The sequence below is a fragment of the Arthrobacter sp. SIMBA_036 genome, from assembly GCF_046535135.1.
GTDB lineage: Bacteria > Actinomycetota > Actinomycetes > Actinomycetales > Micrococcaceae > Arthrobacter.
In genome coordinates this window covers 60,024-75,334 of the sequence record NZ_JAWRXG010000005.1, presented here as the reverse complement: position 1 = coordinate 75,334, position 15,311 = coordinate 60,024, and the positions used below count along the sequence as shown (strand labels likewise).

Genomic DNA, 15,311 nt, shown 5'->3' with positions numbered 1-15,311 from the left:
CGCCCAAGGAGTATCGGCGATAGTTAACGATATATCGGTGACTATCGAACCGTCAAGAGGTGCAGGAGCCTTTAAACCACGACGGCGGGTGCCGGCTTCCTGAGAGCCGGCACCCGCCGTCGGGGGTAGCTGACGGACGTAAAGGCTACGTCCACCACGTATCAAAGATCGTGACCGGAACAGTCCGCTTGTGGCGCGTCCGGAGGTACTTCTGCTCCAGGGTCTCGGCGACCCCCTCCGGGACCTCGCGGCCCTCCAGGTAGTCATCAATTTGGTCGTAGCTGATGCCGAGTTCGTCCTCGTCGGTCCGGCCCGGCTTGTCGTCGAGGAGGTCGGCGGTGGGGACCTTTTGCCAAACCCGCGCGGGAGCGCCCAGCTCGGCAAGAACTATGCGGTTCTGGCGCTTGTTCAAACCGAACAGCGGCAGGATGTCCGCACCGCCGTCGCCGTATTTGGTGAAGAAGCCGGTCACCGATTCCGCGCCGTGGTCGGTGCCGACCACCAAGTAGTTGTGCTCGCCGGCAAGGGCATACTGGGCAGTCATGCGCGCCCGTGCCTTGGTGTTGCCCTTGTGGAAATCGGAGATGGCAGCGCCGGTGGTCTTCTGGAACTCATCCTCAAAGCCGTCCACCGCCGGGGCGATGTTGAAGGTCCATTCGGTCTTGGCGTTGATGAAGTCAAGCGCGGCCTGGGCGTCGTCTTCATCATGCTGGACGCCGTAGGGGAGGCGGACGGCGACAAAGTTGGCCTCGACGCCGTCGGCCTCGAGCTCTTCGACCGCAAGTTGGCACAAGCGCCCTGCCAGTGTCGAGTCGATCCCGCCCGAGATGCCCAAGACGAAACCCTTGGTTCCCGTTGCTTTCAGATAGTCCTTCAAGAAGGCGACCCGCTTGCGGACCTCCTCCGCAGGATCGATCCGGGGCTGGACGCCCATTTCCTCAATGATCTTTGCCTGGAGTTCGCGCATGTGTTCCACACTAGCCAGCGCAGTCCATGCCGCTCAACCATATTGCGTGAAGTCTCGTGGACGTCAGCCCTGCTGGGGAGCCGAACCTGTCGATCCGCGCACGGTCAGGTGGGTGGGCATGACCGCCAAGCGCCGACTCGAGGCCGAACGCAGGGGATCCAACTGTGCCAGCAGCATGGACACCGCAACGCGTCCGGCCTGTTCGATGGGCGAGGCCATGGTGGTCAGGGGCGGGTTGCAAAAGTCTGCCCCGAAAATGTCGTCACAGCCAACGATGCTCATGTCTTCGGGAACGCGGATGCCGCGCTCGCGGAGCCGCTGCAGCATCCCGATGGCCAGCAGGTCGTTGAAGACGATGCATGCGGTGGCCCCAGTACGGACAGCAGCGTCAGCCGCGGCGGCACCGGACGTCATCTTGGGGGCGAAGGGGCCCACGCGGGACGTGGTGAGCCCGCGGTCCCGGGTCTCGTCGTCGAACGTTTTCCACCGTTTGGCATTGGACCATGACGACGACGGTCCGCCCACGTAGCAAATCCTGGAATGGCCCAACGAGGTGAGGTGTTCGAGCGCCTGGATCACGGCTCCTGGCGTGTCGATCATGACCGTCGGGGCGTAGGAAGAGGAGCGGTTGATGGTCACGATTGCCTGGTTGGCTGCAGCCTCGGCCAACGTGGCGTCCGAAAGGCGGGACGCGGCGAGAATGAACCCGTCAGCTGTTCGCTGCATCTTGCGCAGGGTGTCGGCTTCCATCTCCGCGGATTCTTCCGTGTCCACCAACAACTGCGTATAGCCGGCGGCCTTGAGTTGGTTCTGCGTGCCTCGGATGATGTCGAAATAGAACGGATTCGTGACGTCGGGGACCAGCAGGGCGATGGCATTGGTACGCCCCGAACTCAGCCCCCGGGCCTGTGAGCTCGGAACGTAATTCAGCTCCGCAGCGATCTTCTCGATCCGTTCGCGTGTCACGCGATTGACGCGGTCCGGGTTGGACAGTGCCCGGGACACGGTGGAGGTGGCCACGCCGGCGAGCTCGGCGACGTCGCGAATGGTTGGTGCTGTTCCGGTGTGCCGCGTTGGTGCATCTGCCATGGTGAGCCTTTCGAAGGTGAGCCCATTGCACCATCCTTGGCAACTTTTGGCAAACGATTGCCGCACGGTTTGCCTACTCCTAGACTCAAGGCCAAGCCCTGTGCGGTACGGAGTGGGCGGCCTGACCGCCGGAGGAGTCAAATAACCATGACAGATGCAGCAAAAGTTGAGTGGACGTTGTCGGGCTTTGGAGACGAAATCAATGACGACCCCGCCCAGCAGATCGCGGTGCTGCAGGCTTTGGGGGCCAACCACATCGAAGTTCGCAGCGCCTGGGGAACCAACATCGTGGACCTCGACGCACAGCAACTCAGCGCGCTGAAGGAACTCCTTGACGCGGCAGGCATGCGAGTCTCTGCCATTGCCTCGCCCATCGGCAAGGTGGACGTGACCCTGCCCGTTGAGCACGAGGTGGAACGGCTGCGGCGCGCGGCCAACGCTGCCCACGTCCTGGGCGCGCGCTACATCCGCATTTTCTCGTTCTACTACGGAGAGGACGTGGCGGTGGAAAGCATCCGGGATGACGTCCTCGAGCGGATGCGTGCTCTGGCTGCGGTAGCCGAAGAAGAGAACGTGGTGCTGCTGCACGAGAACGAGAAAGACATTTTTGGCGATACCCCGGATCGCGTCCTGGACATCATCGAGTCCGTGGCATCCCCGGCGTTGAAGGTGGCGTGGGATCCGGCGAATTTCGTCCAGGTGGGCGTCAAACCGTTCGACGAAGCCTACGCGAAACTGCGTCCGCACCTGGAGTACCTGCAGGTCAAGGACGCACGGTTCGCCGACGGCGTCGTGGTTCCGGCAGGTGAGGGCGACGGCGACCTGCTGCGCACGGTGGAGGCGCTGAAAGCAGACGGATTCGTGGGTTTCGCCAGCCTTGAGCCGCATCTGGCCGGGGCGCACGGGCTGGGGGGCTTTTCCGGACCTACTGCGTTCGGCATTGCAGCAAGGGCGTTTGCCAAAGTTTTGAACGAAGCCGGAGTGGAGACCAAGTGAGCACCAACACACCAGACACAACAATCAACGTTGCCATCGCAGGTTGCGGGAACATCGGCCGGACGCACGCCGCAGCCGTCGGTGAACTTCCCGGTCTCCGCATCACAGCCCTCGTGGACGAGATCCCCGAGGCAGCGGAAGCCCTTGCGCAGTACCTGGACGACGGCGGCTCATCACGCCCCGCCACTTTCGGCACCCTGCAGGAAGCGTTGGCGGGCGCCGACGTCGACCTCGTGGTCATAGCTACCCCCAGCGGACTGCACATCCAGCAGGCCCTGGAAGTACTCGAGGCGGGCAAACACGTCGTCATCGAAAAGCCCCTTGATGTGAACCTTGACCGTGCGGACGAGATCCTTGCAGCGGCCAAAGCTGCTGGGGAGAAGGGACTCGTTGCCAGCGTCATCAGCCAGCATCGCTTCGACCCAGCGAGCGTTGTGGTGGACCAGGCACGCCGCGACGGCCGTTTTGGCCGGCTAACCTCGGCCATCGCCTCGGTCAGCTGGTATCGAAGCCAGGGCTATTACGACTCGGGCGCGTGGCGCGGGACCTGGGCAATGGACGGCGGTGGCGCCGTGATGAACCAAGGCGTCCACACCGTTGACCTGTTGCTGTGGTTCCTTGGACGCCCCATCGAAATCAACGCCAAGACCGCGCTCCTTGCTCACACAGACGTGGAAGTTGAAGACACCGCTGTTGCCACTGTGGCGTTCGAATCTGGCGCTCTGGCCGTTCTGCACGCCACCACGGCGGCCTACCCTGGACTGACCGTCCGGTTGCAGATCATGGGCAGCAAGGGCTCGGCTGTGATCGACAACGACAACCTGGAGTACTTCCATGCTGCCGATCCCGAGGGCGATGCCGACAGCGGGCCCATGGGAATCCGAGGTGGCGGCAACCAGGCCGAGGCCGAGCTGGCAAAATTCCCTGAGCCGCCAACGGATCCCAACTTGGACCCCACCGTGTATCCCGCCGGCCACATCCGCCAGTACCGGGATGTGGTGGATGCCATCCTCAACGGCCGTCCCCCGGGAGTCACCGTCCAGGACGCCGTCATGGCCCTCGCCACTGTTCGGGCGCTCTACGTTTCGGCAACGCTCGGCCGTTCGGTCCTGATCGCGGACGTGCTGGAAGGAAAATACAACGACGTTGAAGTAAGCACCGGCAACTTTGAAGGGGTCACAGCATGAAGTTCTCAGTCTTTACAGCCTCGACGCCGGAATGGACTCCCCAGGAGGCCGCCACGGAACTCGCAGCCCAAGGCTGGGACGGAATCGAATGGCGCGTCATTGACCAGAACGACGCTCCAACGCCGGGATTCTGGGCCGGGAACAAGGCCACCTGGCCCATGACGGGCCTTCTCGATTCAGTTCCCGAGATCGCAAGGATCACCTCCGGCGCGGGTCTGGAGTACTCGGGCCTGGGCGGGTACGCCCGCTGTGACAACCACGACGACGTCGAGAGCGTTCTTGCCGCAACCGCAGCCTTGGGTGCCCGCCAAGTCAGGGTGAACGTCCTTCCCCTGGGCAACTCGACCATGGGCGGTCAGGAACCCACTGGCTTGTCCTACCCGGAACTCTTCGATTCCACCAGGGAACACTACAAATGGGTGGCCGAACGGGCCGCCCACCACGGAGTGAAGGCCCTCGTTGAACTGCACCATGGGAGCGTGACAGCCTCGGCGTCCTCTGCCCGCCGGCTCCTTGAAGGCCTGGACCCTCGCCATGTCGGGGTCATCCACGACCTCGGGAACCTGCTGATCGAAGGTTGGGAGTCCCCATTGCCTGCCCTGGAGCTGCTGGGGCCGTACCTGGCCCACATCCACGTGAAGAACGCGCGCTGGATCCGCACCGGGGACCTCGACGAGGCTGGTGCCGCTGTTTGGGTGAACGAGTGGGCGCCGCTGGCCGAAGGTCAGGGGAGCGTCCTGGACTATTTCAGGGCCCTTGCCGCGGTGGGTTACGACGATTGGGTGACTGTGGAGGATTTCTCCACTGATGTTCCCCTCGCAGAGCGCACGGCCGGAAACCTCACCTTCTTGCGGCGCGCAGCTGAACTCGCGGGGTTGAACGTCAACCGAAGCGAACACGTTTCCGCCGGTTCCACCCCGAAAGGCTGATCCATGCCAGAGTCCCTAGCCACCCACCCCGACCGTCTCCTTCCTGCAGACCCGGGAACGCGGCGGATCGCGCACTCCTTGCTTGAGCGCGTCCAGGACCTCCCGATCATTTCGCCTCATGGCCATGTGGACGCGTCAGTGCTCCAAAAGGACACTCCGTTCCCGGACCCTGCCGCCCTCCTGGTCACTCCGGACCACTACGTCACACGTCTGATCCATGCGTCCGGAATCGGGATGGACCGGCTTCAACCCGACGCCGGTGCGCGGGAGATCTGGCGGCAGTTCTGCCGGGCGTGGCCGCTTTTTGATGGGACCGCCTCCGGGTACTGGCTGAGGACGCAGTTCCAGACGGTCTTCGGGCTGCCAGGGGAGCTGAGCGCGGAAACGGCAGATGCCAGCTTCGACGCGATCTCGGCAAAACTCGCCGAGCCCGGGTTCCGGCCGCGGGAACTGTTCAAGGACTTCAATATTGAAGTCCTTGCCACCACCGATGATCCCTTGGATGACTTGGCCAGCCATCGGGCGCTTGCAACCGATCCCTCTTTTCACGGCCGCGTCCTTCCCACGTTCCGTCCGGACGCGTACGTGAACATCGCGCACCCGTCATGGGCGGCCAACGTGGAGCGGCTTATCAGCGAAGCGTCCGACGGCGGCAAGGGCTACCGCGGCTACATCACCGCACTGGAAAACCGGCGCCGGTATTTCGTGGAGCACGGGGCAGTGTCCGCTGATCACGGCGTCCGTACGCCCGCCACCCTGAAACTCGACGCCGCCGACGCCGAGGGACTCTTTGAACGGGCCCTGGCCGGCACGGCAAATGCCCAAGACCGTGACGCCTTCGAGGCGCACATGATGTATCAAATGGCCCGGATGTCGGTGGAGGACGGCCTGGTCATGACCCTCCATCCGGGCTCCTTCCGGAACCACCACGGTCCCACCTTCGAGGCCTTCGGCGGCGATACCGGCAACGACATACCGTTCGCGGTCAATTACACCGAAGCGGTCCGCCCCTTGCTCCAGGACTTTGGGACCGCCAAGGACTTCCACCTGGTGTTGTTCACCTTGGATGAGACGGTCTTCTCGCGCGAGCTCGCGCCGCTGGCGGGCTTTTACCCGTCTGTCTACGTGGGTGCTCCGTGGTGGTTCCTTGACGCCCCCGATGCCATGCTGCGCTTCCGGTCCGCTGTCACCGAGACCGCCGGCTTCTCCCGGACTTCGGGCTTTATCGATGACACCCGGGCTTTCTGTTCCATCCCGGCTCGGCACAATGCGTCCCGCAGGATCGAGGCCTCGTTCCTGGCACGCCTGGTTGCCGAGCACCGGATCAGCGAGGACCGCGCGCACGAGCTGATCGTCGACGTCGTCGACACTGCACCGAGGCGGGTCTTCAAACTATGAGTGCCGAGCCAAGATCAGACCTCCCACGGCTGGACCGGTCCCTCAGATCGGCCCCCAAGGCACCGGTGCGGATCGTCCACCTTGGGTTGGGCGCATTCCACCGCTCACACCAGGCCTGGTACACCCAGCATGCCGGGGACGCCGCGGACTGGGGGATCGCAGCCTTCACGGGACGAAGCCCCAAGGCGGCCGACACCTTGGCCGAGCAGGACGGACTGTTCACGCTGGTGGAGCGTTCCGCGGCGGGGGACTCATTTGAGATTATCGGCAGCATCGTCGAGGCGGTGGACGGGGCCGACGTCGGACGCTTGGCGGAGCTGGTGGCGGCATCTGGCACGGCAATCGTCACCCTGACCATCACGGAGGCGGCATACGCGGTGGACGGTTCTGCCGGTTCTGTCGGTTCGTCGTCGACGCCGATCGCCCGGTTGGTGGCTGCGCTCGCCGCCCGCAGGGACGCAGGCAACGGACCGATCGCTGTCGTCAGTTGCGACAACCTGGCCGACAACGGAAGCGTGGCCCGTCACGCCGTTCGCGCGCTCGCCGAAGCACGTGACCCTGCCTTGGCCGTTTGGATTGACGCGAACGTCAGTTTCGTCAGCACGTCCGTTGACCGCATCACTCCGCGGACCACGGCGGCGGACCTGGCCTCCGTTGCCGAAAATTGTGGGTACCGGGACGAGGCAGCAGTGGTGGCCGAACCGTTCCACAACTGGATCCTCAGCGGCGACTTTCCGGCGGGCCGGCCACACTGGGAGGACGCCGGCGCTGTCTTCGTGGACAATCTCGAACCGTACGAGAACCGCAAGCTGTGGCTGCTCAACGGCGCGCATTCGATCCTCGCCTACGCCGGCCAGGTCCGCGGTCACGCGACCGTCGCCGTGGCTCTGTCCGACGCCGTATGCCGCGACGCAGTTGAGTCGTTCTGGGACGAGGCTGCGCGGCACCTTACCGATGACGCCTTGGCCATCCCCGAGTATCGGCAGGCGCTGCTGGAGCGCTTTGGAAACGCCAGGATCGCCCACAAGCTGTCCCAGATCGCGGCGGACGGAACGGCGAAACTCCGCATGCGGGCGTTGCCGGTTCTGGCTGCTGAACGCGCCGCGGGCCGCTCCGGCGACGGTGCCGCCCGCATGATCGCCTCCTGGATGACGTACGTAGCCACAACGGCTGAGTTCCAGGACCCACTCGCCGGAGACATCAGGCACGCCCTAACGCTCGACGGCGAAGCCCGATGCACTGCGCTGCTGGCGCTGCTCAGCCCTGAGCTTGCCCAGGACCGTGACTTGGTGGGGCAGCTACGTGGGCTGCAGGACGCTATGACCGCCACGATTGCCCGCTCTTAGAACCCCCGGAAGGACCCTCAACCATGAAAATCGTCGCCGCTGAAGTCTTCGTGACCAGCCCCTCCCGCAACTTTGTAACGCTCCGCATCACCACGGAGGACGGCGTCACAGGCATTGGCGACGCCACACTCAACGGCCGTGAGCTCGCCGTTGCCGCGTACCTCAAAGAACACGTTGCACAGTTGTTGATCGGCAAGGACCCGCACCGGATCGAGGACACCTGGCAGTTCCTCTACCGCAGTTCGTATTGGCGCCGCGGCCCGGTGACCATGGCGGCCATCGCCGCCGTCGACATGGCCTTGTGGGACATCAAGGGCAAGGTTGCCGGTATGCCGGTGTACCAACTTTTAGGCGGTGCTTCCCGGAACGGACTGCGTGCTTACGGGCATGCCTCCGGATCCGACATCCCGTCCTTGTTCGACTCCGTCCGCGAACATCTTGAGCTGGGCTATAAGTCCATCCGCATCCAGACCGCCGTCCCGGGCATCAAGGCCGTCTATGGGGTGGCCGCGCAGGCACAGGCCTCCGGTGAACGCTACGACTACGAGCCTGCCGGACGTGGCAACTTCCCCTTGGAAGAGGATTGGGACACCCGCGCCTACCTCCGCCACCTGCCCACCGTGTTCGAGGCTGTCCGCAATGAGTTCGGCCCCGAAATCCCGCTGCTCCACGACGGACATCACCGCATGACGCCCATCCAGGCAGCCAAACTCGGCAAAGCTCTGGAGCCCTATGACCTCTTTTGGCTGGAAGACTGCACACCGGCCGAGAACCAGGAAGGCCTGCGCCTGGTCCGCCAACACACCACAACTCCTCTGGCCATCGGCGAAATATTCAACACCGTGTGGGACTACCAGACGCTCATCAAGGATGAGTTGATCGACTACGTGCGGGCAGCCTCAACGCACTTCGGTGGCATCTCGCCCTTGAAGAAAGTCATGGACTTCGCCGCCCAGTACCAGATCAAATCGGGCTTCCACGGGCCCACCGACATCTCCCCGGTGGGCTTCGCCGCCCAACTGCACGTGGGCCTGGCCATCCACAACTATGGCATCCAGGAATATATGCAGCACTCAGACAAGACCAACGAGGTGTTCCAGCAGTCCATGACCTTCAAGGACGGCTATCTGCACCCCGGCGACCAGCCCGGCATCGGCGTCGAGTTCAACGAGGAAGCAGCCGCAGCGTTCCCGTACCAGCAGGCCTACCTGCCCTACAACCGCCTCGTGGACGGCACTGTTCACGACTGGTGAGAAGGTGTGCCGAACCATCAAATTGTGAACGCTAACAACCCTTCGCGTCAAGACCTGCAGTTGCGGTGACGGTCCGCAACCATTTTGTGATGTGCAGCACTTGACCCGCGGTATTGTTAGCGTTCACAATGGCATTCGCACTACCTTGATGTGGCACGTGGCACCCCTGGGCCACGGAACACAAAGCTTCACCTTTGCCGGACGCGCAGATGCTCCGGCTGCATCAGAGTTCGCGGCGATGCTGCCGCGGAAGGAGAGCAACGTGAGATTGAAGAAACTCCTGGGCACCGTAGCGGTTGTCCTGACCCTGGCTGTTGGAGTCACGGGCTGTGGCGGAAGCCGCGGAGGGGCTGCTGCAGACTCAAGCAGCACCGCCAAGCCCAGCGATTCCTTGGTCGGCATTTCGATGCCCACCCAGACGTCCGAGCGTTGGATCGCCGATGGCGCCAACGTTGAGAAATCCCTGAAGGACCTCGGTTACAAGACTGACCTGCAGTTCGCCAATGACGACATCCCCACCCAGGTGTCCCAGATCGAAAACATGCTGACGAAGGGCGCCAAAGCGCTCATCATCGCAGCGATTGACGGCACTACGCTGACCGATGTCCTGGCCAAGGCCAAGGAACAAAACGTCAAGGTCATTGCCTATGACCGCCTCATCAACGGAACGCCGAACGTTGACTACTACACCACGTTCGATAACTACACCGTTGGTGTCCAGCAGGCCACCTCCTTGCTGACCGGGCTTGGTCTGCTGGACAAGAGCGGCAACAAGGTAGCGGGTAAAGGCCCGTTCAACGTTGAACTGTTCGCGGGAAGCCCGGACGACAACAACGCCAACTTCTTCTGGACCGGCGCCATGGACACCCTGAAGCCATACCTGGATGCAGGCACGTTGAAGGTCCCCAGCGGCCAGGTGAAGTTTGAGCAGGCAGCGATCCTACGTTGGCAGGCCCCTGTTGCACAGAAGCGCATGGAAGACATCCTCACCTCCGCTTACAGCTCCGGAACCAAGTTGAACGGCGTCCTGTCTCCGTATGACGGCTTGTCCATCGGCATCATTTCGGCGCTGACCAGCACGGGTGGCTACTCCACCGGAAGCCTGCCGGTTGTCACCGGACAGGATGCCGAAAAGGGCTCGGTGAAGTCCATCATCGCCGGCGAGCAGTACTCCACGATCTTCAAGGACACCCGCCAGCTTGGCGCGCAGGCCGTGAAGATGGTCGACGCGGTGCTCAAGGGGGGCCAACCGGAAACCAACGACACCAAGACCTACAACAACAAGGTCAAGGTTGTCCCGGCTTTCCTTCTGAAGTCCGTCATCATCACCAAGGACAACTACCAGAAGGAACTCATTGACTCGGGCTACTACAAGGCATCCGACGTCAAGTAAGTAAGCACGTCCACGGTTGTGGTCCCGTCGTCCTGTTCGTTATCGTCCAGCACGGCGGGGCCACAACCTTCCCAAGAGCCTCCGAATCCTCGGATCGGCCAAGCTTTCAAACAGTCAGTGGGAATTGACGATGAACGTACCCATTCTTCAAATGCGAGGAATCACCAAGACCTTTCCAGGGGTGAAGGCCCTTCAGGACGTCACCCTGGACGTCAACCGGGGTGAAGTCCACGCCATCTGTGGCGAAAACGGAGCCGGGAAGTCCACCCTGATGAAAGTGTTGTCCGGCGTCTATGCGCACAACACTTTCGACGGCGACATCCTGTTCGAAAACGAACCCTGCGAGTTCTCCAGCATCTCGGACAGCGAGAAGCGCGGAATCGTGATCATCCACCAGGAACTGGCGCTGAGCCCGTACTTGTCAATCGCCGAGAACATCTACCTTGGCAACGAACTGGCCACCAACGGCTGGGTGGACTGGCGGAAGACCAACCTGGAAGCGGCCAAGCTGCTGGCACGGGTGGGACTGAGTGAAAACCCGGTCACACCCATCCAGCAAATCAGCGTCGGCAAGCAGCAATTGGTGGAGATCGCCAAGGCGCTCTCCAAAGAGGTGAAGCTCCTGATCCTGGACGAGCCCACCGCAGCACTCAACGATGAGGATTCGGACCACTTGCTGGACCTCATCCTGCACCTCAAGGGCCAAGGCGTCACGTGCATCATCATCAGCCACAAGCTCAACGAGATTCGTAAAGTGGCCGACGCCGTCACCATCATCCGGGACGGAAAGTCCATTGAAACGCTTCGGCTCGATCAGGGCCAGATCACTCAGGAGCGCATCATCCGCGGCATGGTGGGCCGCGACCTCGAGAGCTTGTATCCCGAGCGGAGCCCCGTTATTGGCGAGGAGGTGCTGCGCATCGAGGACTGGACCGTTCAGCACCCCCAAGATCACGCCCGGATGGTAGTCAACGGCGCCAGTTTGAATGTCCGCAAGGGCGAAGTAGTGGGCCTTGCGGGCCTCATGGGCGCGGGCAGAACAGAGCTGGCCATGAGCGTCTTCGGCCGGACATACGGCCGTGCGGTCTCGGGCAAAGTCTACAAATACGGCAAAGAGATCGACACCAGCACTGTTTCCGGCGCCATCGGCCACGGCATCGCCTACGCTACCGAGGACCGGAAGCACTACGGGCTCAACCTGATCGAAGACATCAAGCGGAATATTTCCATGGCCGCCCTGCGAAAGCTGGCCAAGGGCGGTTGGGTGGACAAGAACGAGGAAACCACGGTCGCCAACCGTTACCGGAAGAGCATGAACATCAAGGCACCTTCGGTGGCTGCGATTACAGGCAAGCTCTCCGGCGGCAACCAGCAAAAAGTGGTGCTGAGCAAGTGGATGTTCTCCGATCCGGACGTCCTGATCCTGGATGAACCGACGCGGGGGATCGACGTCGGCGCCAAGTTCGAGATCTACACGATCATCGGCCAACTCGCAGCCGAAGGTAAGGCCGTCATTGTGATTTCCTCGGAACTTCCGGAGCTCCTGGGTATTTGCGACAGAATCTACACCCTGTCAGCAGGGCACATCACGGGCGAGGTTCCCATCGCCGAGGCCACCCAGGAAACCCTCATGCACTTCATGACCAAAGAGAAGGAATAGCGAACATGTCCGCCCTACGAGAATCCCTTGGCTTCCTCACAAGCCGCCTCCGCCAGGTTGGCATCTTCGTCGCCCTGATCCTGATCGTCCTGCTCTTCCAGGTCCTCACCAACGGCATCCTGCTGGAACCGCAAAACGTTTCCAACCTGGTGGTCCAGAACAGCTACATCCTGATCCTTGCCATCGGCATGGTGATGGTCATCATTGCCGGGCACATCGACCTCTCGGTGGGTTCTGTGGCCGGTTTCATTGGCGCCGTAGCCGGCGTCATGATCGTGCAGTGGGGCTGGCCGTGGTGGGCAGCCATCCCTGCGTGCTTGCTGGTGGGCGCACTCGTGGGAGCCTGGCAGGGCTACTGGATCGCCTACGTGGGAATTCCAGCGTTCATCGTCACCCTCGCCGGCATGCTGATCTTCCGCGGCCTGACCCTCATCACGCTGAAGAACCAGCAGATCACCCCCTTCCCCAACGAACTGCGTGCACTCGGTGGCGGCTTCCTGCCCGACATCTCCGGGGGCACCTCCGTGCTCGAATGGCTCACGGTGATCCTCGGTGTGGGCGGTACGGCGGCCATCCTGTTCCAGGCAATCAAGGAACGCCGAGTCCGCACAAAGTTCGCGTTGGAGAATGAACCGATGGCCTGGTTCGCCGTCAAGAACGGTTTCATCGCGGTACTGATGCTTATCATCACCTTCCTGCTTGCCAGCTACCGCGGCACGCCGATTGTGCTCGTGGTCCTGGCTGTGCTGGTCATCCTCTACTCGGCATTGATGAACAACAGCATCTTCGGCCGTCACACCTACGCAATCGGTGGCAACCTCCACGCAGCCGAACTCTCCGGCATCAAGACCAAAAGGGTGACGTTCCGCCTGTTTGTGAACATGGGTGTCCTGGCCGCCTTGGCCGGCCTCGTGTTCACCGCCCGCCTCAACTCGGCACAGCCGGCCGGCGGAACAGGCTTTGAACTGGACTCCATCGCCGCCGCCTTCATCGGTGGTGCAGCCGTCCAAGGCGGCATCGGCACGGTCGCCGGCGCCATGATCGGCGGCCTGATCATGGGCGTGCTCAACAACGGCATGTCCATCCTCGGCCTTGGAACGGACTACCAGCAGCTCATCAAGGGCCTGGTGCTCCTCCTCGCCGTCGGCTTCGACATCTTCAACAAGAACCGCTCGGGATCCGGTGGCGGCTCGTCGCTGACCAGGCGGTTCAAGTGGAAGACGACGCCCCCGGCCACCGAAACGGTGCCGAAGACCACAGCAGAGCCCGTGGGTGCCGACGCGAAGTAGCGCCTGGCAGCTCCAAACGGCCCGCATCCCGCCCTGTTTTGCACGGCGGGGTGCGGGCCGCATTGCCACCACCCGTGGCGACAACAGACAGCGACAACAGACAGCGACACGCAAAGCGACAACAGACAGTGAGGTTCGGATGTCTCCCGGTGTACCCCCTGCCAGGCCTCCTGTCATGGGTGATGTCGCCAAGCTGGCCGGTGTCTCCCATCAGACCGTTTCGCGGGTCTTGAACAACCACCCCAATGTCAGCGGCAAGACCAAAGAACGGGTGGAATCGGCGATTACGAGCTTGGGTTACCGGCGCAATACCGCTGCCCGGAGCTTGGTGACCCGGCGCTCCCGGACCATCGGCGTGCTGGCCTGTGAAACCAGCCAGTACGGGCCCGCCAACACGCTCTTGGGCGTGGAACAGGCTGGCCGGGAAGCCGGCTACTTCGTCAGTATCGCCAATCTGCGGGAAGTCACCGGCGAGAGCGTCAACAGCGCCATGGCCCATTTCCGGAACCAGTCCGTGGACGGGATAGTCATCCTTGTGCCACACCCGGACGTCCTTGCTGCCCTACGCGAAGTGTCCGTGCCGGTGCCGATGGTCGCCGTGGGCGCCGGCACCGGGAACGAGTTGACCGGAGCATCCCTGAATCAAAGGCTGGGAGCCCGCCTCGCGGTCGAACATCTGATTGGCCTGGGCCATGAGCGCATAGGGCACATTTCCGGACCACCCCACTGGATCGACGCCGCGGAGCGTGTCAAAGGTTGGCAAGAGGCACTCATCAACGCGGGGCTGGCGCCAGAGGTGTTACTTCAAGGTGACTGGGATGCCGCATCAGGGTATCGGGCCGGGCAGGAACTGGTCCGGCAGCAGCGGGTCACGGCAGTGTTCGTCGCTAACGACCAGATGGCTCTGGGCGTGCTCCGGGCCGTCCACGAATCGGGACTGCGGGTGCCGGAGAACATGAGTGTTGTGGGCTACGACGACCAGCCTGAGGCTGCCTTCTTCCTGCCTCCCTTGACCACCATCAGGCAGGATTTCGAACAGCTCGGCCGCCGGTGCATGGAAGCGTTGCTCCAACAGTTGGGCGGCGGAGGGGACTATCGGCAGCACATCGTGAGTCCCGGCCTGGTGATCCGTGCAACGGCCGCGGCCCCAGGTTCCAACCGCCTGGCCGGGCGCCCGGCCATCCCTGCTTCCGGTGCCCTCTAAACTAGGAACCATGACTTCCACCAGTTCCCCTGCACTTGACACTGCTGCCGCCCGTGCCCGCCTGCTAGAACTCATCAAAGAGCTCGCCGTGGTGCACGGAAAGGTCATCCTCTCCAGCGGCAAGGAAGCCGACTATTACATTGACCTCCGCCGGATCACCCTGCACCATGAGGCCTCCCGTTTGGTAGGGCAGGTCATGCTGGCAATGATCGACGACGCCGGCGTCCCCCTTGAGTGCGCGGGGGGATTGACCATGGGTGCTGACCCGGTGGGTACCGCTGTGATGCACGCTGCTGCCGACGCCGGCCGCGCCGTTGACGCATTCGTTGTCCGCAAGGCACAGAAGTCCTACGGGATGGGCCGGCAGGTTGAAGGTCCCTCGGTGGAAGGACGCAACGTGGTGGTCCTTGAAGACACCTCCACCACCGGGGGTTCCGCCCTGACCGCCGTCGAAGGCGTCCGTAAGGCCGGTGGCAACGTGGTGGCTGTCGCCGTCATTGTGGACCGCGATACCGGTGCAAAAGAGAAGATCGAGGCTGAGACCGGGGTGCCGTACTTGTTCGCTTTCGGCAAGGACGAGCTGGGACTCGACTGAGGCCG

At 62.8% G+C, this 15,311-nt stretch carries 13 protein-coding genes; 11 read left to right on the top strand and 2 right to left on the bottom strand.

Annotated features, from left to right (window positions below; translation table 11 throughout):
- Window positions 1–145 precede the first annotated feature (145 nt).
- Together nadE and SB659_RS08425 are read right to left on the bottom strand one after the other, a co-directional pair.
- The gene (nadE, locus tag SB659_RS08430; RefSeq protein ID WP_410550111.1) at window positions 146–967 is read right to left on the bottom strand and encodes an ammonia-dependent NAD(+) synthetase; all 822 of its coding nucleotides are present in this window, start codon (window positions 965–967) and stop codon (window positions 146–148) included.
- A gap of 63 nt (window positions 968–1,030) precedes the next feature.
- A complete protein-coding gene (locus SB659_RS08425) occupies window positions 1,031–2,056 on the bottom strand; it encodes a LacI family DNA-binding transcriptional regulator (RefSeq protein WP_410550110.1) in 1,026 nt (341 codons plus the stop codon).
- A gap of 147 nt (window positions 2,057–2,203) precedes the next feature.
- Between SB659_RS08425 and SB659_RS08420 the strand changes: the two genes are divergently transcribed.
- The 11 genes from SB659_RS08420 (at window position 2,204) to pyrE (ending at window position 15,306) form a co-directional block, all read left to right on the top strand.
- Window positions 2,204–3,052 carry a sugar phosphate isomerase/epimerase family protein gene (locus SB659_RS08420; RefSeq protein WP_410550109.1) on the top strand — a complete coding sequence of 283 codons (849 nt, stop codon included), beginning with the start codon at window positions 2,204–2,206 and terminating at the stop codon, window positions 3,050–3,052.
- The gene (locus tag SB659_RS08415) at window positions 3,049–4,239 is read left to right on the top strand and encodes a Gfo/Idh/MocA family protein (RefSeq protein ID WP_284979252.1); all 1,191 of its coding nucleotides are present in this window, start codon (window positions 3,049–3,051) and stop codon (window positions 4,237–4,239) included. Before SB659_RS08420 ends, SB659_RS08415 begins: the two co-directional genes overlap by 4 nt.
- Window positions 4,236–5,168 (top strand): sugar phosphate isomerase/epimerase family protein, encoded by a 933-nt coding sequence (locus SB659_RS08410; protein WP_284979250.1) that lies wholly within the window; start codon window positions 4,236–4,238, stop codon window positions 5,166–5,168. The genes SB659_RS08415 and SB659_RS08410 overlap by 4 nt, the downstream gene beginning before the upstream one ends.
- A 3-nt stretch (window positions 5,169–5,171) precedes the next feature.
- Window positions 5,172–6,566, top strand: a complete 1,395-nt coding sequence (uxaC, locus tag SB659_RS08405) for a glucuronate isomerase (protein WP_284979249.1) — start codon at window positions 5,172–5,174, stop codon at window positions 6,564–6,566.
- Window positions 6,563–7,912 carry a mannitol dehydrogenase family protein gene (locus tag SB659_RS08400; RefSeq protein WP_410550108.1) on the top strand — a complete coding sequence of 450 codons (1,350 nt, stop codon included), beginning with the start codon at window positions 6,563–6,565 and terminating at the stop codon, window positions 7,910–7,912. Before uxaC ends, SB659_RS08400 begins: the two co-directional genes overlap by 4 nt.
- Window positions 7,913–7,935: 23 nt before the next feature.
- Entirely contained in the window at window positions 7,936–9,165 is a 1,230-nt protein-coding gene (gene manD / locus SB659_RS08395) for a D-mannonate dehydratase ManD (RefSeq protein WP_410550107.1), read from the top strand.
- Between the two features lie 262 nt (window positions 9,166–9,427).
- Window positions 9,428–10,558, top strand: coding sequence for a multiple monosaccharide ABC transporter substrate-binding protein (chvE, locus tag SB659_RS08390; protein WP_350224875.1), 1,131 nt, complete (start codon window positions 9,428–9,430; stop codon window positions 10,556–10,558).
- A 130-nt stretch (window positions 10,559–10,688) separates the two neighbouring features.
- Window positions 10,689–12,218, top strand: coding sequence for a multiple monosaccharide ABC transporter ATP-binding protein (gene mmsA / locus SB659_RS08385; protein WP_410550106.1), 1,530 nt, complete (start codon window positions 10,689–10,691; stop codon window positions 12,216–12,218).
- A 5-nt stretch (window positions 12,219–12,223) separates the two neighbouring features.
- Window positions 12,224–13,507, top strand: a complete 1,284-nt coding sequence (mmsB, locus tag SB659_RS08380; RefSeq protein ID WP_284975779.1) for a multiple monosaccharide ABC transporter permease — start codon at window positions 12,224–12,226, stop codon at window positions 13,505–13,507.
- Window positions 13,508–13,682: 175 nt separating this feature from the next.
- Entirely contained in the window at window positions 13,683–14,711 is a 1,029-nt protein-coding gene (locus SB659_RS08375; protein ID WP_284979245.1) for a LacI family DNA-binding transcriptional regulator, read from the top strand.
- A gap of 10 nt (window positions 14,712–14,721) precedes the next feature.
- Window positions 14,722–15,306 carry an orotate phosphoribosyltransferase gene (gene pyrE / locus SB659_RS08370; protein ID WP_284975778.1) on the top strand — a complete coding sequence of 195 codons (585 nt, stop codon included), beginning with the start codon at window positions 14,722–14,724 and terminating at the stop codon, window positions 15,304–15,306.
- The last annotated feature ends 5 nt before the right edge of the window (window positions 15,307–15,311 follow it).